Source organism: Cyanobium sp. WAJ14-Wanaka (genome assembly GCF_024345375.1).
Taxonomy (GTDB): Bacteria; Cyanobacteriota; Cyanobacteriia; order PCC-6307; family Cyanobiaceae; genus Cyanobium_A.
On record NZ_JAGQAZ010000001.1, the window covers coordinates 794,306 to 815,729 of the forward strand.

25 protein-coding genes and 1 pseudogene are annotated in these 21,424 nt (G+C 59.4%); 16 read left to right on the top strand and 10 right to left on the bottom strand.

What is annotated here, in order from left to right; translation table 11 throughout:
* Positions 1–32: 32 nt before the first annotated feature.
* The 3 genes from KBY49_RS04445 (at position 33) to KBY49_RS04455 (ending at position 1,423) form a co-directional block, all read left to right on the top strand.
* Positions 33–494, top strand: coding sequence for a mobile mystery protein A (locus KBY49_RS04445; RefSeq protein WP_254933528.1), 462 nt, complete (start codon positions 33–35; stop codon positions 492–494).
* Positions 491–1,036: a mobile mystery protein B gene (locus tag KBY49_RS04450; protein ID WP_254933529.1), complete on the top strand. Its 546-nt coding sequence runs from the start codon at positions 491–493 to the stop codon at positions 1,034–1,036. Before KBY49_RS04445 ends, KBY49_RS04450 begins: the two co-directional genes overlap by 4 nt.
* A gap of 186 nt (positions 1,037–1,222) precedes the next feature.
* Positions 1,223–1,423, top strand: a complete 201-nt coding sequence (locus tag KBY49_RS04455; protein WP_254933530.1) for a hypothetical protein — start codon at positions 1,223–1,225, stop codon at positions 1,421–1,423.
* 369 nt (positions 1,424–1,792) lie between these two features.
* Here the strand turns inward: KBY49_RS04455 and KBY49_RS04460 are convergent, their stop codons facing one another.
* The 5 genes from KBY49_RS04460 to KBY49_RS04485 all read right to left on the bottom strand — a co-directional run bounded on the left by KBY49_RS04460 (position 1,793) and on the right by KBY49_RS04485 (position 6,415).
* The gene (locus KBY49_RS04460) at positions 1,793–2,074 is read right to left on the bottom strand and encodes a hypothetical protein (protein WP_261346200.1); all 282 of its coding nucleotides are present in this window, start codon (positions 2,072–2,074) and stop codon (positions 1,793–1,795) included.
* Positions 2,062–2,277 carry a hypothetical protein gene (locus KBY49_RS04465; RefSeq protein WP_254933531.1) on the bottom strand — a complete coding sequence of 72 codons (216 nt, stop codon included), beginning with the start codon at positions 2,275–2,277 and terminating at the stop codon, positions 2,062–2,064. The genes KBY49_RS04460 and KBY49_RS04465 overlap by 13 nt, the downstream gene beginning before the upstream one ends.
* A gap of 24 nt (positions 2,278–2,301) precedes the next feature.
* Positions 2,302–3,318, bottom strand: a complete 1,017-nt coding sequence (locus KBY49_RS04470) for a fatty acid desaturase (RefSeq protein ID WP_254933532.1) — start codon at positions 3,316–3,318, stop codon at positions 2,302–2,304.
* Positions 3,319–3,722: 404 nt separating this feature from the next.
* A complete protein-coding gene (locus tag KBY49_RS04480; RefSeq protein ID WP_254933534.1) occupies positions 3,723–4,838 on the bottom strand; it encodes an ABC transporter ATP-binding protein in 1,116 nt (371 codons plus the stop codon).
* Between the two features lie 59 nt (positions 4,839–4,897).
* Positions 4,898–6,415 carry an iron ABC transporter permease gene (locus KBY49_RS04485; RefSeq protein WP_254934028.1) on the bottom strand — a complete coding sequence of 506 codons (1,518 nt, stop codon included), beginning with the start codon at positions 6,413–6,415 and terminating at the stop codon, positions 4,898–4,900.
* A gap of 235 nt (positions 6,416–6,650) precedes the next feature.
* On the opposite strand from KBY49_RS04485, the gene KBY49_RS04490 reads away from it, so the two are divergent.
* Positions 6,651–7,709, top strand: coding sequence for an extracellular solute-binding protein (locus KBY49_RS04490; RefSeq protein WP_254934029.1), 1,059 nt, complete (start codon positions 6,651–6,653; stop codon positions 7,707–7,709).
* 101 nt (positions 7,710–7,810) lie between these two features.
* Complete coding sequence (locus KBY49_RS04495) at positions 7,811–8,368, top strand: helix-turn-helix domain-containing protein (RefSeq protein WP_254933535.1); 558 nt, start codon at positions 7,811–7,813, stop codon at positions 8,366–8,368.
* On the opposite strand, the gene KBY49_RS04500 is transcribed toward KBY49_RS04495, so the two are convergent.
* The 4 genes and pseudogenes from KBY49_RS04500 to KBY49_RS04515 all read right to left on the bottom strand — a co-directional run bounded on the left by KBY49_RS04500 (position 8,365) and on the right by KBY49_RS04515 (position 10,757).
* Complete coding sequence (locus tag KBY49_RS04500) at positions 8,365–8,661, bottom strand: hypothetical protein (RefSeq protein ID WP_254933536.1); 297 nt, start codon at positions 8,659–8,661, stop codon at positions 8,365–8,367. The two genes, KBY49_RS04495 and KBY49_RS04500, sit on opposite strands and share 4 nt — an antisense overlap.
* A 36-nt stretch (positions 8,662–8,697) precedes the next feature.
* A complete protein-coding gene (locus KBY49_RS04505; RefSeq protein ID WP_254933537.1) occupies positions 8,698–8,991 on the bottom strand; it encodes a hypothetical protein in 294 nt (97 codons plus the stop codon).
* Between the two features lie 337 nt (positions 8,992–9,328).
* Positions 9,329–9,646, bottom strand: a complete 318-nt coding sequence (locus tag KBY49_RS04510; protein ID WP_254933538.1) for a hypothetical protein — start codon at positions 9,644–9,646, stop codon at positions 9,329–9,331.
* Between the two features lie 213 nt (positions 9,647–9,859).
* Positions 9,860–10,757 (bottom strand): annotated as a pseudogene (locus tag KBY49_RS04515) (GNAT family N-acetyltransferase).
* A 336-nt stretch (positions 10,758–11,093) separates the two neighbouring features.
* Here KBY49_RS04515 and KBY49_RS04520 point away from each other — a divergent pair.
* Entirely contained in the window at positions 11,094–12,593 is a 1,500-nt protein-coding gene (locus KBY49_RS04520; protein WP_254933539.1) for a glycosyl hydrolase family 57, read from the top strand.
* Here the strand turns inward: KBY49_RS04520 and KBY49_RS04525 are convergent.
* Entirely contained in the window at positions 12,590–12,979 is a 390-nt protein-coding gene (locus KBY49_RS04525) for a hypothetical protein (RefSeq protein WP_254933540.1), read from the bottom strand. The genes KBY49_RS04520 and KBY49_RS04525 overlap by 4 nt on opposite strands.
* A 59-nt stretch (positions 12,980–13,038) precedes the next feature.
* On the opposite strand from KBY49_RS04525, the gene KBY49_RS04530 reads away from it, so the two are divergent.
* The 10 genes from KBY49_RS04530 (at position 13,039) to KBY49_RS04575 (ending at position 21,281) form a co-directional block, all read left to right on the top strand.
* On the top strand, positions 13,039–13,326 hold the full coding sequence (locus KBY49_RS04530) for a hypothetical protein (RefSeq protein ID WP_254933541.1): 288 nt from the start codon (positions 13,039–13,041) through the stop codon (positions 13,324–13,326).
* Positions 13,327–13,331: 5 nt separating this feature from the next.
* Positions 13,332–13,892: a peptide deformylase gene (gene def, locus KBY49_RS04535; protein ID WP_254933542.1), complete on the top strand. Its 561-nt coding sequence runs from the start codon at positions 13,332–13,334 to the stop codon at positions 13,890–13,892.
* Between the two features lie 2 nt (positions 13,893–13,894).
* Positions 13,895–14,770: a hypothetical protein gene (locus KBY49_RS04540; RefSeq protein WP_254933543.1), complete on the top strand. Its 876-nt coding sequence runs from the start codon at positions 13,895–13,897 to the stop codon at positions 14,768–14,770.
* An 83-nt stretch (positions 14,771–14,853) separates the two neighbouring features.
* On the top strand, positions 14,854–16,134 hold the full coding sequence (locus KBY49_RS04545) for a 2Fe-2S iron-sulfur cluster-binding protein (RefSeq protein ID WP_254933544.1): 1,281 nt from the start codon (positions 14,854–14,856) through the stop codon (positions 16,132–16,134).
* 92 nt (positions 16,135–16,226) lie between these two features.
* Entirely contained in the window at positions 16,227–16,940 is a 714-nt protein-coding gene (locus tag KBY49_RS04550) for a DUF4079 domain-containing protein (protein WP_254933545.1), read from the top strand.
* A 17-nt stretch (positions 16,941–16,957) separates the two neighbouring features.
* On the top strand, positions 16,958–17,905 hold the full coding sequence (locus KBY49_RS04555; protein WP_254933546.1) for a DMT family transporter: 948 nt from the start codon (positions 16,958–16,960) through the stop codon (positions 17,903–17,905).
* A 32-nt stretch (positions 17,906–17,937) separates the two neighbouring features.
* Positions 17,938–18,393: a DM13 domain-containing protein gene (locus KBY49_RS04560; protein WP_254933547.1), complete on the top strand. Its 456-nt coding sequence runs from the start codon at positions 17,938–17,940 to the stop codon at positions 18,391–18,393.
* Positions 18,394–18,593: 200 nt separating this feature from the next.
* Positions 18,594–19,610 (top strand): magnesium/cobalt transporter CorA, encoded by a 1,017-nt coding sequence (gene corA / locus KBY49_RS04565; RefSeq protein WP_254933548.1) that lies wholly within the window; start codon positions 18,594–18,596, stop codon positions 19,608–19,610.
* A gap of 6 nt (positions 19,611–19,616) precedes the next feature.
* Complete coding sequence (locus KBY49_RS04570) at positions 19,617–20,126, top strand: VOC family protein (RefSeq protein WP_254933549.1); 510 nt, start codon at positions 19,617–19,619, stop codon at positions 20,124–20,126.
* Between the two features lie 258 nt (positions 20,127–20,384).
* A complete protein-coding gene (locus KBY49_RS04575) occupies positions 20,385–21,281 on the top strand; it encodes a dihydrodipicolinate synthase family protein (RefSeq protein ID WP_254933550.1) in 897 nt (298 codons plus the stop codon).
* Positions 21,282–21,424 lie beyond the last annotated feature (143 nt).

Genomic DNA, 21,424 nt, shown 5'->3' on the forward strand with positions numbered 1-21,424 from the left:
CGCCTTGCCGGGATTGATCGTTCCCCTCCACCATGAATACCAAGGAGCTACTGCTGGCCCAGATGGATGCGGTGCTAATCGAGGCCGCGAGTCATCCGCTGCCGCCCCGTCCGCCGACGGGCTGGCTGCGGGCCATACGCCAGGCCCTGGGCATGACCTCGCCCCTACTGGCGGCTCGCTTGGAAATCACTGCCTCCGGGGTGCGAAAGCTGGAGCAGGCCGAGGCGGCCGAGGCCATCACGCTCGGCACCCTGCGAAGGGTGGCCGAGGCCCTCGACTGTGATCTGCAGTACGCCCTCGTTCCCAGGCGCCCGTTGCGGGAGATGAGATGGAAACGGGCTCTGCACCTTGCGCAGCAGTGGCAGCAGCGCGCCGGTCGAACGATGGCGCTGGAGGCCCAGCCCGTTACCTCGCCCTCTGCAACGCCGGATGAGCGACTCGAGGCCATGGCCCAGGAGATCCTCCGCACCAGCGGCAGCCGGCTGTGGGTATGAACGACGACCTACCGGCCGGGGCGACGCCTCTCGATGGGGAGGAGCTGGAGGGGCTGCTGCCCACCCATCTAGTGAACCGCAGCCAGCTCAACGAATGGGAGCAACAGAACATCGAGGCCTGCCTACTCTGGCTATCACGTCTACGGAGGCCGCGGCCGCTGGAAGAGAACTGGCTACGTCGTTTGCACCGCGAGATGTTTGGCCAGAGTTGGCGTTGGGCCGGTCAATACCTCAACAGCGACAAGAACATCGGTGCCGACTGGCGGCAGATTCGCATGCAGGTGCCGGCCCTGCTGGCAGACATCGCCATCCGCTTCCATCACCGGCTGGTCTCCATCCACCCATTCCCAAATGGCAACGGGCGCCATCCGCGCCTGATCGCTGATGTGTTGATCGAGCAGCTGGGGGCACCTCGCTTCTCCTGGGGAGGCAGCAACTACCTCGTCGATGCCTCTGCCCAGCGCCAGAAGTACATCGCTGCGCTTCAACAAGCAGACCGGGGCAACATCAGCGCCCTGCTCGCCTTTGCGCGGGCTAGCTGATCGGGGCGATGCTCGGCCTGATTCCGACATTGATCTGCTGGTGGTGATGCTCAAGCAGCTCGCTGCTCTTGTTTGTTCTCCTGGAGCTGTTGTGTGTTGCGGTTTCGGCCATGACCCGTCTCGGCTATCTGTGGGATGGCAGCCGAGGAACGAACTATTCACCACGAAGAGACTTAACCTTCAGGGATGACCACTGTGCAAGCCATAGAAGCTGCTGTCGAGCAGCTGGCTCCCGAGCAACGGGCCCAGTTCCGGGCCTGGTTTGATGCTTTTGATGCCCGCGAATGGGACCAGCAGATGGACCAGGACCTTGGTGCTGGTCGCCTGGATTGGTTGGCTGACGAGGCCCTCGCCGATCTGAGCGCCGGGCGCTGCACCGATCGGTGAAGCATCGCGCCAGTCCTCGCTTCTGGTCCTCATATGAAGCCCTCCCAGTTGCTGTGCAGGAGCTCGCTGATCGGGCCTATGGGCAGCTCAAGGCCGACCCCCGCCACCCATCACTACACCTCAAACGCATTGGGAGGTTCTGGTCCGTGAGGGTTGGCCTGAGACATCGCGCCTTGGCAGTGCAAGCCTCAGAGGATGGGCTGGTCTGGGTCTGGATCGGCACGCATGCTCAGTACGACCAGCTCCTCAAAAAAAGCTGATTGCTGGGCTTTACGTCAGTCGATTCGGTTTGTGGGCGCTAGAGGCGCAGAAGGCGATTTAATGGGCTGGGTCTCGCCACTACTGGGATTTTTCTGCTGTCGTGCGGCCTTACTTGCTATCGAGCTGGTCGAATCGCCGTTTAGTAATGATCTTTGCCAATTCCAGGAAATAGCCAGCTGTGCACCACTTGCCGTGGTTACGCTCGCGATTGGCTACATCAGTCCTGACCTCGGCAGCCTCTGCCATTACTAGATCTAGCTCCCCTTGGGGCAACTCATAAAGCTCTTGAAGCTCAACTGAGCGGTCCAGCAAGTGACTTTTAAACCACTTTGGATTCAGCTCTTGGGGAGGGATATCCAAATCAATTTGGCTCCTATTTAGAACTCGCATTCTACAGCATTGTCCTCTTCTTGCCATTCATCCATAAAGTCTTCGAAGCTCGAGTGGAAGCCAGGGTTGTTTAGATAAATCTCCACAAGATCATCCAAGGCTACGAATTCAGGAATAAATGCACCAGGCCTTTGCTTGTATTCATGCAAGATTTCTTCCCTATTCAATTTACTAAAATCCCAATAGCGCAGCATAGGCGCCACTGACAGCCAGGCAGGGTCTGCAATTCAAGCCTCACTAACGGGCTGCGGTTGGTAGAAAAAGCCTTCACCGGAGCTGGGCTGCTGCACGACGGCACAACGGGTGGCGACCCGCCATAGGGCCCGATGGATCGGGGTGGGGTCATAGCGCACGAGATGGGGGAAGCGCTCCTTCAGTAGGGAAGTGGCCCTCCAGGCGTTGTAGTGGGGAATCCGAGGATTGACGTGATGGCACACGTGGGTGGAACCAATGCCGTGGTGGAGCAAATTCAAAATTGGGCCGTAGGGGCGATCCACGGTCTGGAGGGCACCCTTGGCCCAGGTCCAATCAGGGGTGGAAAAGTGGGGAATATCGGTGTCGGTGTGCTGGAGCCAGGTATAACCCACTAGCCAGGAATTGATCACCAGGTAGGGCAGTCCGTAGACACATAATACCCTCGCTGGAGAGAATTGAATTGCAGCCAACACCAGGATCGCCAACATCCCCAGCAGGCCAAGATTCGAGAGCCGCATCAAGCCGATGCAGGCATTCGGGAACAGGGCGCGCCTGCCGTTGCGAAACGGCCCAGCTATGGTGAAGTGGGAAGTTGGCGCACCGTAGTTTTCACCACCCGCCACACCAAACAGCAGGTATAGCGGCCAGCCCAACAGCAGATGGGTGATCAAGGAGGTGACCCCATAAAGCTCTGGCCCGAGCTGCTTGCTAATCCGCGCCACAAGGCGTCCTGCGGGCGACCCTGCCCGAGGGGGCACATGGGTTTCCCCCCCCTCCATGTGGTTGCAATTGGCGTGGTGCACCGCATGGCTGTGCTGCCAACTGAAGTAAGGCACCAGCAGCAGGCTGTGCAAGACGAATCCAACAACAGCCTCCACCCGGGGGTTGGGATGAAAAGCCCGGTGACCACATTCATGGGCGATCACCCAGCAACCGCCGGCCACGGTGCCGGCCACCACCGCATAGAGAAGCCAGAGCGGCGCCGCCATGGCTGTCAAGGGAATTTTCGTTCCTAATGCGTAGGTCAGCAGGGTGAGGCTGAGGGACATCCCCAGACTTCCCCAGGCCTTGACTGGATGGATGCGTAGAAGCTCGGGGGGCAGGCTTGCCAGCAGTTCAGCTTTACTGGGGTAGACAGGACGATCAAAAGGAAGCGACCCCGTAGCAAGGGGCCGAAGCGAAACAGAAGTAACCAATGGGCCGATTGGGTGACGCAGCCACGCTAACAAGGCCCAAGCAGACGATGTTGAACATATCCTGAGCCAAATCCCCCGCCAATTTCGCTTGCAGAAGATCACCGGACCACTGCGCAGGGCCCTTATCTATGGCGTTATTAGCTATGGGGGGCTCGTGCTAATCAACAATGCAGAGTTTGATTTGCCAAACATGTGGATAGCCTATTTGCCGATGTTTATCGGGGTTTATCTACTCACCCAGTGGTTAGATCGCAGGTTCAAGAACTAAGAGCAACCAACTCCACCCCACCTGGGAAAAGACGCATCGATTCCCCGGCCCGCAGCCGCAGGCGGCAGCGCTGCCCGCAGCCGTACTCCTGCGCCAAGGGCAGCCTCAGCCGCAGGCGATGCTCACCGCATTGCACCTGATAAAGCCACTCATTACCCAGAAATTCCCGGGCGAGCACGCGATCCTCAGCCGCCTCATCGGGCGTCAGTTCGATACCCCGGGGGCCCACCAGCAGCTGCAGATCAGCAGCTGGATCCATCGCTGGAAGCTGGGCTCCTGCCAGGGGTTGAACCGCCCCAAGGGCAGTGGTGAGGCGACCGCCCTGCCACTGGAGCGGCAACAGATTGCTCTGCAGCACGAATCTCCCCACAAAGGCCGTAGCCGGAGCGGAGACCAGTTCTTGGGGGCTGGCGCACTGGTGCAGCCGGCCCGCCTCAAGCACCGCCACCCGGCCACAGATCGCCAGGGCCTCCTCCGGATCGTGGGTCACAATCACTCCGCTGGCGCCACAGCTGGCCAATACCCCGGGCAGCTCTGCCCGCAGGCGCAGCCGCACCTCCACATCGAGGTTGGAGAAGGGTTCATCCAGCAGCACCAGCGAGCAGCCCGGTGCCAGGGCCCTAGCCAGGGCCAGGCGCTGGCGTTGTCCGCCAGAGAGCTCATGGGGATAGCGGCGCTCCAGACCCTTTAACCCCAGCAACTCCAGGAGCCAGGCGGCCCGACTGCTGTCCTGGCCTCGCCTGAGGCCAAAGCAGGCATTGCGCCAGGCATCGAGGTGCGGGAACAGGGCGTAGTCCTGAAACACCATGCCCACGCCACGGCGTTCGGGCGGTAGCCAGCGGTGGGGGCCAGCCACCTCCTGGCCGCCGATGCGCACCACGCCGCGGTCGGGCTTTTCAAAACCGGCAATCAAGCGCAGCAGGGTGGTCTTGCCGCAGCCGGAGGGCCCCAACAGACCCACCAGCTCCCCAGGACGTAACTGGAAGTGGATATCGCGCAGGGTCCAGTCACCGCTGGAGGCGGGGCCGCTATAGCGGTGCCAAAGACCATCAAGCTCCACCTGGGGCGGCAACGGCAGCTCAGGGTGGTTCAGCTCAACTGGCATTAGGCGGCGGGGCCACGGGCGCTGCGTCCATCTTCCCCCCCGCATGACCATTCGGATATTTAGTTGCGCTCAAGCCGATCAAGGCTGGGGATTAGGGCCATGGCCGCCAGGATTCCCAAAGCCAAGATCATCAGAGCTGGCACCAGGGCAGCCCCCACCCGCTCATCGCTGGCGTACTGGAACACCCGCACCGCCAGGGTGTCGAAATCAAAGGGCCGTAGGGCGAAGGTGAGGGGTAACTCCTTCACGGTGTCCACAAACACAAGCAGCCCCCCCACCAACAGCGGGCCCCTCAGTAGGGGCAGATGGACCCGTTGCAATACCCCCAGCCAACTGCTGCCAAGGGAAGTGGCCGCCTCATCCACACTTGGAGGAATGCGCTCAAGGGCCGCATCAAGCCCCCCCTTCGACACCGCTAAAAATCGATCGGCATAGCCCCAAACCAACAGGAGCATTGGCGCCAGAGCCAGGGGCCCGCCAATCAACATCAGTGCCAAGGCCAACACCGCCCCCGGGATCGCGTAGCCCAGGCCCGCCACGAAGGAGAGTCGTTGGATCAGGCCGTTGGCAAGCCAGCGTTTGGCGATGGCCAGCACCAAACCGGCCGCCACGGTAAGGAAGGCCGCCAGTAGGGCCAAGCCAAAGCTGCGGCCACCGAGGGCCAGCAATTCGCTGCTGTCTTCACTGCGAATTTGATCCCAGCTGAGCAGGGCCCACAGCAGGGGCACCCCCAGGCTGACCAGCGGTGGCAGCAGGCAAACCAGCTGGCCCAGCCAGCGCCGCTGCCGGGCCAGGGGCCAGCGGAGATCGGAGTCGCCATCGTTGCCGAGGTTCCAACAGCGGCTGCGCCCGCGCAAATTGCGCTCAGCCGCCACCAGCAACACCACAATCACCAGGGCCATCAATGCCAGGGCCACTGCCCCCTGGGGATCGCCGTCCTGTTGCCAGCGCATCAGGATGCCGGAGGAGAGGGTGGGAACACCCAGCAGCTGCACGGCTCCAAGTTCATTCACCACCTCCATTCCCCCCAGGGCCACGCCAGCCCCGATCGAGGGCAACGCCATGGGCAGGGCCACCCTCCAAAAGCTGCCCCATGGCCCAACTCCTAGGCTGCGACTTGCTTCTAACTGGCGGCGCCCGCTAACTGAGAAGCTCTCCGTGGAGAGCAGAAACACGTAGCTGTAGGTGCTCAACAGCAACACCACCAGCGTTGGAGCAAAGCCATGGATCCTGATGCCATAACGGCTGCCAAGGTCGATCCAGGTGGCGGCCAGCAGATAGCTCGGGCTGGCCAAGGGGAGCAACTGGGCAATGCGCAACCAGCGCCTTCCTGGAAAACTGCAACGGGCGGTGATCCAGCCGGTGGCGGTGCCCAGCAGAGCGCTGAGCAGGCCAACAAGGGCCACCAGGGCCAAGGTGTTTTGCGCCTGGGCTGGGCCGTCGGCACCCAGATCAAAACTGAGCGACTCGCCTACCGCCCCGCCTACCGCCTCGCCGGGCCCGAAGGCAAACCAGACCAACCCCAGCAGCGGCGCCAACGCCAGCCCACAGAGCAGCAGTACGCCGATTCCCAGCAGGCTGCGATCGGAACGGGGCGAGGGAACTGGGAAGGTACTTGAGATGGTGCCTGAAATGGTGAATCAAATATTGCCCAAAAAGCCTACGGGGCTGCGCATTTGACCGTTTTGACGTGACAAATATCACATCTGAATGTGGGCAATGATCGCGGCGCTTATGAGGGGGGCCTAGACGGGCTCCTGCGTGGCCATAGTGCCGTTCAGCATTTAGCTAAACCGCTTGCAAATGGACCGCATGCAAACATTGCAATTGCTTCGCCAAGCCCGGCGTCAAGGAGCCTTGGCCCTACTGGCCTTAGGCGCCACCGGAGTGGCTATCGCAGCCATCGGCATCGAAGCAGCCCAGGCCCAAACCCAGGAGATCGGGGTCTACTCCGGCCGGCATTACAACTCCGACAAGCAGCTCTATCAACAGTTCACGGCCCGCACCGGCATCAAGGTGAAGCTGTTGGAGGCCAAGGACGACGCCCTGATTGAGCGCCTGCGCACGGAAGGGAAAAACAGCCCTGCAGATGTGCTGGTGCTGGTGGATGCAGCCCGACTGGACAACGCCGCCGACCTGGGCCTGTTTCGAGCAAGCCCATCTGCCGCCCTACTCAGGGACGTACCCCTAAATTTGCGCGATGGCAGGGGCCGCTGGTATGGGCTTACCCGCCGGGTGCGGGTGGTGATTGTCAATCCAAAGCTGGTGAATCCCAGCAGCATCCGCACCTACGCCGACCTTGCCAATCCGGCCCTGAAGGGAAAGCTCTGCCTGCGCGACAGCAAAAGTGTCTACAACCAGTCGCTGGTGGCCGATCAAATGATCCTGCGGGGTGATGCCGCCACGGCGACATGGGTCAAGGCAATGGCTGCCAACGTGACCAAGCCCTATTTCAGCTCCGATACCCCCCTTATCCGTGCGGTTGCCGGTGGGCAGTGCGCAGTGGGTCTGGTGAACACCTACTACGTGGCGCGCATGCTCTCCGGGGAAAACGGCGCAGCAGACAAAGCCCTGGCCAGCCAGGTGAAGGTGATCTTCCCCAATCCCGCCCACGTGAATATCAGCGGTGCCGGCGTTGTGAAGACATCAAAGAACCCCGAGGCGGCCCTCAAGTTGATCGAATTTCTGGCTTCTCCAACGGGCGGCCGCGGTTACGCCGAAGCCAACAACGAATATCCCCTCAAGGGATACGGCAACAATCCCATCCTCCAGCGCTTCGGGAGCTTCAAGGGCGATGGCGTTTCCGCCGAGCAGATGGGCGCCAAAAACAAGGCCGCCATCCAGCTAATGGCCAGCAACGGCTGGAAATAGGAGGGCGGCGACTCGCAGCTGGTTATCGTTAATGAGAATCGCTTGCAAAAGGCAAGATCTTTGTCTACATTGCGACGCATTCGCAATTAGTTGCTGTGAGGATGCCGATTGGCCAGAGCGTTTTGCTCGATCCCAACCTGCGGCCCGGGAGCAGCTGCATTGAGGTCCTGGAGGGCATGGCGCGGGTGTATTGCCCCTGTGAAGAAACCGAAGGGATGACCCTCGCCTTTCTGCAGCCCGGCGACCAGCTGCGCACCGACCGTCTCTGCAGCGAAGGGGTCTGCGTGGAGGCGCTCACCCCCCTGATATTCAGCACCGAGGCCGAATCCACGGGGGGTAATGCGGGGTTTGATCCGGTCAATGAGTGGACTTTGCAGCTGCTGAGGATCCGCCACCTCGGCAATGCTGAACTGCGTTTACACGCCCTGCTGAGCCTGTTGGTGCGCCGCCTGGGGCGCCGCTGCGGCGACTGGTGCGACCTGCCCTTCCGCCTCACCCATGAGCGCATCGCTGAATTGATCGGCACCACCAGGGTCACCACCACCCGGATGATTTCCAAGATTCGCCATGCCGACTTACTGCAGGTACCCAGTGGCGTCAACTGCCTGCGGCTGGCACCGGCCCTAGTTGAATCGGCCCCGCTGGCAGCCGCGCTTTAGTCAGTTAGGCGCACCTTTTTCACTGCGAGCCCTGCTTCGGTGGCGGAACCTGCCGCCAGCGCCAGCAAGCCCAAAAGCCCCACCAACTGGTTTTGGCCTTCTGCTGCGGCATCGGCGTTTTGGCCCAGCAGCACACCGGCAACAAACCAGGAAGTGGCGATGGCAGAGGTGATCCAGTAGGCCTTCCAGCGCCGTTGATACAGGTAGCCAGCCCCCAGGCCCGGCACCACATTCAGCAGCACCGCAACCCAGCCGGCCGAGGCGGCAAGAATCTGCTCACGGGTTGGGGTCATGGATGTGGTGGCGTGGCCTCCCACTTTGGCTTTCGATCAGCGGGGCAGCGGGCAAAGCAAGGGCCCCGGAACCCGGTAGGTGCGCCAGTCGCCATTGCTGCTACTCACCTCGACGCCGATCAGGCTGGTGGGATGGTCGGGCTCACTGAAATGGCCAACCCACTCGATCGCATCGGCAATGGCGTCTTCAAGGGAGCTGTATTGGCCATCGAGCTGGCTGTGGGGCTGGCAGCTGTCATCGATCAGGCGGAAACGGCGCTCACTTGACTTGGCTCCATTGCTCAGCAGAGCTGTTGTACGCAGCAGAGCAGTTGGACCGGTTGCGGGCATATCCCTTCTCCTTGGCTCAATACCTTGGCCAGAACCAGGGGCATCCCGCTGTATCCCAGGGAACACTTTGATCTGTCGTTACAGAGGCCCCGAGGAGGAGGAGCGATCAATCGAGCGCTCAAGCGAGCGATCAATTGGATGTGGTTGCTGTTGCCCAGGTCTGGAGCTTTTACGAAACTGGGAAGTCAACGGTTGTGAACTGTGTAAGAACTTGGTCAATTGACCAACTTGCCGGAGAGCGCCAACAAACAGCACCGACAAACAGCACCGACAAACAGCACCGATAAACAGCACCGACAAACAGAACTGGAAAACAGCCCTGGAAGGCCCCATGCCACTAGCAGCGACCAAAAAGGCGAGCGTCGGCCTCGAGAAAGAGCTGGTAGGTGGTCTCATCGTCTTCGCCCGCTACGGCTATCGAGACGGTTTGGCGGGGCGGACAGGCCTCCACCGACAGGGAAACGGCGCTTTCACTGTGGAGGGCGTGGTAAGTGGCGCTTTGGGCATCACTTGAGTAGAGGGTTTCCACCTCCCGCTCGAACCCCATCTCCTTAGAAATCAGGCTGATGCCAGCCAGTGAGTTGGTCAGGCCAGCATCGGACCGGATAGCAGTCACATAAACGAAGGGTGTGACTGCGGGGGTGTCGTCAGCCAAGCCTTTACTGAGCGTCTGCAGAAACTGCCTCATGGGGAAAGGGGGCTAAGGGGCTGGTGATGGCCATCAATGGGGCGCCGAGCCAAATCTAGGCACCCCACACCAGATATGCACGCCACTGGCGCGCCAAACACTACCGATAGCGTCTCAGCCATCGAGTCCCGTTTCCCGCTCCCGCTGGCGCCGGCGCAGCTTTGCGCTGGACACAACAATTCACCCGAGTTCCAGGCATGCCAGGCCATAAACGTCCCGCAGGGAGACGGAGGGTGACACGCCCCGGTACATCCTCAGGGTTTCGCCGACCACCGTGAAGCCCAGTCCTGCGAGCAGGAGATCGGCCTGGGGATTGGCCCCAGGTGCATCAATCAAAACCACACCGGCATGGCGCTGCAGCAGGGCGTTGAGCAAGCGGGGCCAGGGCCGGGGTGTCGGCCAGCAGGGGGCCAAGCCGCCAGCCCAGGCCCGGTTGCAACAGGCAGGGACGAATCCGGCCAAAGCCATGGCAGACCCCCTTGTCGTCGACCAGGGCCAGCACGGTACCGGCGGGATGGTCGAGCCAATCGCCCAAAAAGTGGGGCCTGGGGCTGGGCTCACGGGCGGCGTCATAGGCCTGCACCGCAGCTCTAGGAATCGCAGGGCCCTCCAGCAGGATCAGGCCGTCTGCCGGATCACTTGCACCAACGACACCTGGGCCAACACCGGCACCTGGACCGCCAGCAGCGGGGCTGCCATTCCATTGCCAGCGCCTGGTTTAAGAGGCCGGTTCAAAACCCCAGCCCGCATAATCGGCGATCCGATCGGGGGCCGCCTCAATGCCAATGCAAGCCAAACCGCTCAGATGGTCGAGGGCATGGGCCCAGAGCTGGCGGCCATAGCCCTTGCCGCGCTGGGCAGGCTCCACCAGAAATAGGCCAATGAACCCATAGAAATCGTTGTAACGCACCCCAGCGATGCAACCGATTGGCCGGCCGCCAAGGCAACCGACCCACAGTCCCTGGCGATCGGTGTGGCGATAAATCGCCACATCACCAATTCCCGGGGCAAAACGCTCGGCCCGGGCCCAGCCAGTTACAAGATCCAGATCGGCCTCCCGCAGGGACCGAATCCGCATCGGCTCCGCCCGAGCCGAAGAGAGGGAAGGGGCGCCGCAATCAGGAGGAAGAATGTCAGCCATAACAAACAGTTAAGGCATATTGACAAAAAGGATGCTTTGCTTAATTCACTCGAGAGTTTTCCTCGTGTTTATTAAATCTGGAGCAATCGTCAGCCTTCGTTCAAGCCCCGATTCCCACTACCAGGTGGTCAATCTGGATGAGTTTTCAGATTCGGTATGGGTGCGGCGATGGCCCCTGAGCAGGCACCGGCTGCCAACATTCTCAGTTCCCCATGGCGACATAGCCGCCATTGAACAGGGGACGGCTAGATAAACCAACCCGGCTCCAAAACCATGGCCCACCAATCCCTGCCACCGATCGCGGGCAACGAGGCCGAGATTCTCGCCCTGGTGCAAAAACCAGGGCCTGTTTTTTTAGCAAACACCAATCTCAAGCTGGAGCAGATCAGTTCAGGCTTTGCCTGCGCCCTGCACATGCACCAACCCACAATTCCAGCCGGGGCCCATGGGGAACTGATCTCCCATCTCCAATACATGCTGGATCACCCCGGCGAAGGAGACAATCACAACGCCGAAGCATTTGCCAACTGCTATCGGCGCCTCGCCGAAATACTGCCCCAGCTAATAAGGGACGGCTGCAATCCCAGGATCATGCTGGATTATTCCGGCAATTTGCTCTGGGGAATTGGCCAAATGGGCCGCCAAGACATCATCGACGGCCTCAAAAGCCTGGCCTGCGACCCCAGCCTGCAACCGCACGTGGAATGGCTCGGCACCTTCTGGAGCCACGCCGTGGCACCCTCAACACCAATTCCAGACCTGAAGCTGCAGATCTTGGCCTGGCAGCACAATTTTGCAGCCCTATTTGGCAACGAAGCCCTCCAAAGGGTGAAGGGATTCTCACCGCCGGAAATGCACCTGCCAAACCATCCAGATACCTTCTATGAATTTGTAAAAGCCCTCAAGGAGTGTGGCTACCAGTGGCTGCTGGTGCAGGAGCACAGCGTCGAGAACCTAGATGGCTCATGCCTCAGCCATGGCCAAAAATATCTGCCAAACCAACTGGTGGCCCGCAACTCAAGCGGCGAAACCATAACCATCCTGGCCCTCATTAAGACCCAGGGTTCCGATACCAAACTGGTGGGTCAAATGCAGCCCTGCTATGAGGCAATCGGGCTGGGGCGCCAGGCGCTGGCGGGCGTAATGGTCCCGTCGCTTGTTTCCCAGATTGCCGATGGAGAGAATGGCGGCGTGATGATGAACGAATTTCCATCGGCCTACATCCAGGCAAACCAAACCATCGCCGCCCGGGCAAAAGATGGGGCCTCTGGCGGGGCATCTAGCCAGTCAACCGTTGCAATCAATGGCAGTGAATATCTGGAGCTGTTGGAGCAAAGCGGTATCAAGCCAACTGACTACCCAATGATTCAGCCAGTTCACCAACACAAGCTTTGGCAAAAGGTTGGCAACCAAGCCCCCCAGCCGGCACCGCAGCAGGCCACAGAAGCTGCTATTGCTGAATTACAGGCCACTGACCACACCTTTTCGATGGCTGGGGCCTCCTGGACCAACAACCTCAGCTGGGTTGAGGGCTACGCCAATGTGCTCGAACCGATGAACCAACTCAGTGCCGAATTCCACCAGGTATTTGATCCCCTCGTGGCGAAGGATCCAGCAATAACCAAAAGCCCCCAATACCAGGAGGCGCTATTGCACCTACTGCTGTTGGAAACCAGCTGTTTCCGCTATTGGGGGCAGGGGGCCTGGACCGACTACGCCAGCGAAATCCACCGCAGGGGTTCTGCCCTAATCGGCCTAGCTAAACAAAACTAGGGCCAGTCAACAAAACTCACCGGCTCGTATTTAGCCACCGAAATACGCCAGGCCCTGGGGCTGAGGGCCCTGAGGCTGGCCAGGAAGGTTTCGGTATCGCCGCCTGATACCCATTGGGCCTTGATCACGGGAAGCTGCTCACTCATCAGCTCCATCGGCATTTCCACCAGCAGCAGGCTGGCATCACCGGCGGCCCGCCGTAGGGGGCCCTCGTCGCTACGTTGCCAGAGGCGCAACAGCAGCTCCAGGGCTAGGCCACGACCCTTCTCGCCAGGGTCGGTGGCGGTGGCTGCATCTGCGGATTGGGTTTTGCCCGCCAGGGGTAGGGCCCGCTTACCGGAAAACTCGACCAGCGCCAAGGCAATGAGATAGGGAGCATCGGCCATTGTTTGGTTAGGTCGCAACGCTCCCACCTTGCAGCAGCAATGGCCCTAATCTGCTTTCCATGAAGGCGCTTCCAGGCAAAACAAGGCCCAGGTGGCTGGTACTCGGCGGCCAGATTGCCGCGGGAGCAGTGCTGATTTCCCTGGTGGTCAGTGCACTGCCGGCGTTGCTGTTCATGTCGTTGGTGATGGCCCTATTGCTCATCCCCGTATTGCGCCAACTAAGGAAAGAGGCCAGGCGAGCAGGCATCGATTTGGATGCCCCAGCCCGGGAGCAGATGATTGATGTCACCCCGCTACACCGACGCATCGAAAGGGATTTCTGGGCTTTTCGTAGGCGCTGGCGCTGATCGCCATGGCCATAAGAGAAGTATTGCGGATGGGAAATCCGCTGCTGCGCCAGATAGCCGAGCCCGTTGAAAATCCCCTTGCGGCTGATATCCAGCAGTTGATCACGGATCTTCGGGAGACGATGCAGGCCAGGAGTGGCGCAGGGCTCTGCGCACCACAAATTGGCATCTCCAAACGGGTTCTGATCTATGGCAATGGAGCCCCCAATCCCCGCTATCCGGACGCGGGGATAATTCAGGAAACGGTACTAATTAACCCCATACTCACAGCGATATGCACCGGGCAGCAAACTGAATCTGAGATGCAAACCGGCTGGGAAGGCTGCCTGAGCGTGCCTGGGCTAAGGGGCGAAGTGCAACGTTGGCGGCGTTTACGCCTGCAGGCATGCAACGCGAACGGGCAGGAAATTGATCGAATTTTGGAGGGCTTCGAGGCGAGGGTTGTGCAGCACGAGTGCGACCACTTGGATGGCATTCTCTTCCCTGATCGCTTGATTTCGCCAACCCGAATTGGCTACATTGAAGAACTAGTTTTGTCGGGACAAATCCCAGCCGTACCAGCCTGAATATGTTCAATTTAAACCGCCGCAGGATTCAGCAAAACCACCAACACACCCCCTGGCACGAGCTTTGGCGCCAACCCCTTGCCGCCCTAATCAGGATGCCCTGGGCCGTATTTTTCGGCACCATGGTATTGATCTATATTTCCGAAATACTAATTTTTGCCCTGATTTTTAGCCTCGATGCTTCAAATATCAAGGGCGATCCAGTCATGGGTATTCCCCGGCCAATTTCATTTGCCGTAGGGGCATTTTTCGCCAATACCTTCGACGACCTATCCCCAAATTCACCCTTCGTCTACGGCGTGGCAGTGCTGGATCTGATCGCGGGTCTGGTCACACTCTCAACCCTTACAGCCGTTGTCTTCTCCAGGTTGAGCAGCAATGAAATGCCGTTAATTTTTAGTCGCCATCTCTGCATCAGCAACACCCAAAATGGTCACCTCTTTTGCAGGTTTGTGACAAGCGATAAAAGCCAATGGCTCAATGTTAACTATTCCCTCAGCCTTATCTACGACGACGAGCCGGAGTCCGGCCTGTGGCAGAGGCGAATCGTGCCCCTTTCAATCCTCAATCAGGGAACGCCCCAACTAAGCCAAACCGCAACACTCACCCATCAGCTTGATGAGCAAAGCCCGATCTTCCTGATGGGGATTGAGGAGCTCCAAAGGCGCAATGCCGTGATCATGCCGCTGGTGGAAGGCATCGACGAAAGCACCGGCTCAGGCCTGCTGCAAACCCACCTATATTCAATCAAGGATGTGCTAACTGGCTACAGATATGGAGATCTTGTTAGCACGGACAAGCGGGGTCAAAGGCACTTAAATATTCAAAAGCTTAACAACATTGAGACCGTTGGCGGCGCCACACAGATCACTGGCTAAATCACCCAGCAGCCATTAGCTTCCCAACAGTTGACTGGCTCGGGCCTGTGGTTTTGCTGCTTCTGAGGGGATTGGTTGCGGGCATGGCAGCAGGAACCATTGCCACCTTTGCGGCACTGACCCTTTTGCCGGCAGACCACAAGGCTGCTGAAAATGGCAAAGTCTCGCCAGATGTTCAGGCCCTCAGCGGGCTTAGGCAAACAGCTGACGGCGCTGCGGTTGGTGCACTGGCAGGGCTGCTTTTAGCCACCGCGGCCCAGGGGCGACGGCGGCGCGCCCCGTGGCAAGGCTGGCGACAGTTTGTGGTGGTGCGCAAGCAGCGCGAGAGCGCCGAGATCACATCATTTGAATTGCGCCCGGTTGGGGGAGGGCCACTGCCGAAGTTTCTGCCCGGCCAATTCCTCACTCTTCAGCTCCCAATCCCAGGGATGGCCAAGCCGGTGGTGCGCACCTATTCGCTTTCCGATTTTCCAAGCGAGGGGAAGGCCCCAGATCACTACCGGATTTCAGTCAAAAGGGAGCCCGCCCCCAAGGGGCTCGATGTGGCGCCGGGGCTGGGCTCCAATTTTCTGCACGACCATGGGCAGGAGGGCAGCAAGCTGAACATTCGGCCCCCCGCCGGCAGCTTTGTGCTCGACACCGAAAGCACTGAACCGGTAGTGCTGGTCAGCAATGGCGTAGGCATCACACCGATGCTGGCCATGGTGAAAGCAGCCCTTAGCTCCGGCAGCCAAAGGCCCATTTGGTTTCTGCACGGCTGCCGCAACAGTGAATATCACTCCTTCCAAACTGAAATCGCCGACCTGGCCCGCAGCCACAACAACCTGCAGGTGCACGTGGCCTACAGCCGCCCGTTGCCAAGCGATGGGGGCTGCTATCAGAGCCAGGGCTACATAGACGGAGCCCTGATAAGTGGCCTAATTAAGGGCCCGGCCTCCTATTACCTCTGCGGATCACCGGCCTTCATGGACAGCTTGGTGATGGCGCTCCAACAGGCTGGAGTTGGCCAGGGGGCGATTCGTTTTGAGAGCTTCAGCCAGGCCCCCCGCGTTTCCCCAAGCACTGGAGCTGGTGCAGAAGGCAGCACCGCGCCCGTGGCCTCCTCTGCTGTTCGCTTCTGTCGCAGCAACACCACCGCCACCTGGAGCAACAACAATCCTGAGCAAAGCCTGCTGGAACTGGCGGAGGCCTCCGGACTGCAGCCTGCCTTTGCCTGCAGGGCCGGGGTATGCGGAACCTGCATCACCCGGGTGAAAAGCGGCTCGATCAACTACCTGGCTGAGCCCACGGCCGAGGTTGCCCCTGGCTCGGCATTGATCTGCATCGCCAGGCCCGCCAGCGAAACCCTGGAACTCGAGCAATGACATCGACAAAAGACGATCTGTTGACCACCTAGGCCAGATCGACAATCCTCAGCAAAGAACTTCCCCCTCAGCCAAACCCCACCGAATTCAGCATGGAAAGCGCCGATTGGCTAACGATCCTGCACCCCGCCCTGGCGGTGGTGTTGATCTATCCCTTAATTGGCATGGTGGTGCGCCTAGGGGTGCAAACCAGGCAGCGACGAATGGGCGAAAGCAATATTGCAAGAACCAGTGGCAGTGAACACACCGACCTGGGCCGCTGGCTCTCGGCCGGGGTGGTGATTGTTGTTTTGATCGCCCTGGTGGCGGCGATCGTTACCAAAAATCCCCTCAGTGCCTTCAGCGGTGGCTGGGCGCGGGGTCTGCAGCTACTGATGGTGCTGCTGGGCACCAGCATCTCCCTGGTGGCGTTGTGGCAGGCCACCAGCAAATCGCTACGCCTGCTGTTTTCCCTGTTGACCTGGCTGGGGGTGATCGGCCTGGGGGCCCAACCCGAAGTGTGGAGAGTCAGCGATAATCCCTTCGATCCGATGTTCTGGACGTCCCATTACTGGGCAGGGGTTGGCGTGACGGGTCTGATGCTGTTTTCGCTGGGGGCAAGGCCTGAGATTTTGCGTCAGCTGCGTTGGCGCCGGATCCATGTGGCAGCCAATCTTCTGGCGGCAGTGCTGTTCAGCATTCAGGGGATCACCGGCACCAGGGATCTGCTGCAGATTCCCCCGGGCTGGCAGTTAGCAACTATCTATCAGTGCAATTTCGACACCCTGAAATGTCCGCCCCTGGCCAGCCAGCCCCCCGCCCCTTGAAAGAAGGGCTGGGGCTCATGGCCCTGTTCATTCTTCTTAGAGGCAGTGACAGCACCCTGTTGAAGTTTTTGCAGCAGACGGGCGAAGCAACCCACGCCGCCGGGGGCCCTGAAGCGATCAGTTTCTGCAACGTGTTCTTTTTCTCGAGCCTGGTTACTGGATTAGTGCTGCTGCTGGCCAACCGTCAGAACGTTCAAAGCCAATTACCGCTGCTGAGCCACCAGAACAGGTGGCTATTGGTTTTGCAGAGCTTCAGCGGCTTCTTTTTGGGCCCAATGGCATTTTTCCTTGCCTTGGCCCGCCTCACGGTGGTGCAACAGACCCTGCTTTTTAGCCTGACGGTGCCAGCTACGGCGCTGTTAGCCCGACTACTGCTGAAGGAGCCCCTACCCCGCACCTTTGCCCCCAGCGTTGTGCTCCTTTCCACCGGCCTTCTGCTGGCCATGCACCCCGCCATGGCTGGCGCCATGGCTGCGCCAGTAGATGCCCATCTCGACCCTCGCGGCCTGTTCTGGGCCCTACTGGGAGTTGGGGCTTTTGGGTTCAGCAGCGTGGTGAACCGACTCACCGGCCAGAGGGGTCTGGGGGTTGGTTTCACGGTAGGCATCTCCAGCCTGGCCGCCTCGGTGGCCTTTGCCGTGATTGCCCTGCTGTTATTTGGCCCCAGCCACTTTATTTACCTGCGCAGTTGGTGGGTCCTTGGGGTGATCGGCGGCTACGCCCTAGTGATCAGCCTGGGAAGCCAATGGAGCCTGATGCAGTGCTACAGGCGACTGAGCGTGGTGCAGGTATCTCTCTGGGCATCGCTCACGATCGTGGTCTCGCTGGCCGAGGCCCATCTGGTGCTGGATGAACCCCTGCACTGGCCGGCGCTGGTTGGCGCGGCCCTAATTCTGGTGGCCATCGGTCTGCAGCCCTGGAATTCAAGGGTCCATGGCGATGACAGACCAGGCCAAGCTCCCTAGGGTCGAATTGGTCAAAAATTTCCAACCAGTCAATGTTCAAGGCATCCGCACTGCTCGTACTGAGCCTGGGAATTGCAACAGCAGTACCTAACGCCCAAGCCGCCAGCCCCCTTACCGGTGAGCTGATCGCCTCTGCCCAGAGCAAGGCAATCTCCTTCCAAAAGGCCGAGGCGCCCGTAACCGGCAGCTTCAGCGTGGAGAAGAAAGGAGACAAGACAACTCTGGTCTTCAGCAAGGATTTCAGCACCAACCCCCAGGCCCCTGCCCTGCAGGTGATTCTGGTGAAATCAGCCACTCCCTTGAAGGCCCTTAAGGCCCCCCATTACCCCCTCACCCCTGGCTCCTACACCCAGGTGGCAGCCCTCAAGAGTGCCAAGGGCCCCCAGACCTACACCCTGCCCGCAGGCGTGGATGTAAAGGCCTACGGCTCGGTTCTGATTTGGTGCAAGGTTGCCAACGCCACCATGGCCTGGGCACCCCTTAAGTAAATAAGAACCCCCAATTAAATCTGCTGGGGGCCCTTGGGGTCCCCAGCTTTATCAACCAGCTGAATATCTGCAGCTAAGCAAGGAATGCAGAAACGACGGAAACCATGACCCAATTCCGTCCGACACCAGGAAGCCTGGCATCTCGAAGGCTGGAAGAACGACCAGGCACCCTGCCAAGCCACCTGGCAGTATCAGGGGGATTGGCGCCAACCAAAATATCAGTTCTAGTTCTGGATGTGCAGGGGGCAAAACAAAAGGCCCTCGACAATCTGGAGCAATTAGATCAACTCCTCCAGGCAGATGCTCCGCTCTGGATCCGCGTTAATGGGCACGGCCAGCCAGAATTGATTGAAGAACTATTTAAGCGATGCAATATCCCCAAAGTATTTCTACCTCTGGCCCTTGAAACACCCCAATCTCCAAGGCTGGATTCCTTTGCGGACGTGGTAGCCCTAGTGGTGCATCGCCTAAATCTAACCGACAAGGCGCTAAACCTTGTCAGCGACCAGGTGAGCATCTTGCTTACCCATCGACTGCTGATATCCATAGAGGAGGTGGCCACTCAAGATGGCTTTAACTCGCTCACATCCTGGCTGTTACACGAACACCCAAATGCGGCAGACGAAGAACTGGATGATCTGTTGCACTACATGGTCGACACGCTTCTAGATGGCATATTTCCGATGCTGGAGCAGTTGGCAAGCCGTCTTGACAGCCTGGAAGAGGCCGCACTGCGTGCACCCAGTCCGCAAATCCTCGGCCGTGCTTACCACTTAAGGGGCAACCTGCGCAGAATTCGCCAGCAGCTTTGGCCCCTGAGAAATCAGACCCTACTCTTTCTTAAGCAGAATCAACCATTGATGGGCCAGAAAAGCCTCAATGGCTTCCGGGAGATTGCGGAAAATGTGGCTCAAATATTTGAAAGCTGTGAACTACTCAGGCACCAATGCGACGCCGTTACCAATACCCATATGGCGAGCACTGGTAATCGCATGAATCAGATCATGAAGACACTTACCATAATCTCGGCAATATTCGCCCCAATCACCTTTTTAGCCGGGGTCTATGGCATGAACTTCGACAATATTCCTGAACTGCATTGGCGATATGGCTACTTCCTATGCCTGGCCCTGATGGCCACCGTAGCCACCATTCAAACCACCCTGTTGTGGAAACGGGGATGGTTCGAAGACTGGTCAAACACCCGTCGCCAGTAATCAAATATGACCCTAGATCACATAAGTTTTGGCACTCAAGACATCGCCGCGACCCAGGCCTTCTACGAGGGACAACTGGGATTACCGGTAATGATTCACGAGCGCATGTTGATGCAGGAGGGCGGCACGGTGGAGCACGTGTTTTTCGATTGCGGCGGCGACTGTGCCCTGGCCTTCATGCAATGGCAGCAGGTACCTGGGGTGCCAAGTGACTACGACACCGGCATCAACCGCGGCCTGGGGGTGCCAAACGGCACATTCCACTTCGCCTTCCGCTGTGCCTCCCTCGTCGGGCTGGAGGAGAGGCGGCTGGCACTCATCGCAGCAGGGGTGGTGGTGGGTGCTGTGCTGGATCTGGATCCCTATAGGTCATTCTTCCTTGAAGATCCCGTAAATCGCCTTCGCTTGGAATACACCACTCGAGTGAGACAACCATTGGCGTCGGATCGAGATCCGGAACAACGGCAGTTTCCAGCCAGTCTGGCTCTGTTTGAACAGGCCGCAAAGCCTGGTTAAATCCAGTTCACTCACACCTAAAGCATCGGGAATGGATGCACCAGGGGGGGTCGCCATGACCAGCACCTATTAAGTAATAATGAACCCCACAGTTTCTACCCAATTCGCATGTCTAACTCAATCTCCCGCAGATCGCTGATCCTTGGCGGCATTGGCGGTGCGGCCGGCATTGTCCTTGGACCTGCATTAGCAACAAATGCCGGCCAAAGTAGGGAAAGAAGAGCACTGTTTGATCTGCTGCCAGTGTTTGGCGTGCCCATGCCCACAGCATTCAGCTCCTCACTTGAGATCGATCTAGGAGCACAACGCCGCTTGCTGCGCTTCTACCAACAGGCTGGAGCTAATGCAGTGCTCGCAGTGGCATCCACCGGAGAGATGCTGTCGCTGTCTTGGCCTGAGGCACTACAACTCACAGGCATGGCCAGCAGCATCTTTGGGGCGGCGCGCACATGGGCAAGCATCAGTTGCGGCCGCAGCGTTGAGGCGTGTGTTCAAGGAGCCGCAGCCCTACGTAAGGCTGGTGCCAGTCTGCCTTTGGTGATTCCGGGACTGCTTGCTAATGCAAGCGTGCCTGAGGCCGAAGCTCTCAAACGCCTGGTGGCTGTGGGCAAACGCGCTTCGGGCCCCCTAGGGCTGTACGAAGCGAACAGCCCATTTCACCGCACGCTGACACCTTCGTCGCTGAACACATTGGCGGCTCTGGGCACCTACCAAATGCTGAAAACCACCCAGGGACAGCCAGAACAGATCGCCGCACTGAGAGCGGCGGCAGGCGCAAGCTTCACACTTCTAGAGGCCAACACAGCCGAGCTGGCAGCAACGCTGGCAGCTGGTGCCAGCGGAGTGATGGATTTCTGTGCAGCCTGTTTCCCAGAGCTACTGACCTTTCTCTGCCGCCACTGGCGCGATGGGGGCCAAATCCAATCGATTCAGCGGCTATGTAAGTGGATTGGCCAGACCGATGCTGTACTTCTGCAATCTCTTCCGTTTCCCCTGGGCGTCAAGGCTGCTCTGGCGGCACGGGGGTTTGAGATTCTGCCCCTAAGCCGACTAAATATTAACGACCCGACAAACGAACAACAGGCTGTAATCCAGGATCTCGTGCGTCAATTCCAGGCCCTATGCCAAGAGCTAGGGATCAAGACACTGATCTGAATCGTGAGAGCAAGCAGACAGACGGCCAAGGTCGACCATCGGGTTGATTAACCGGCTGTCTAAGGCGGGGAGATAGACGCACACCACCATCCTCCTGAGGTTATCCATGGCTGAAAGCTCAAGGCTTTCCAGGCAACCCTGCG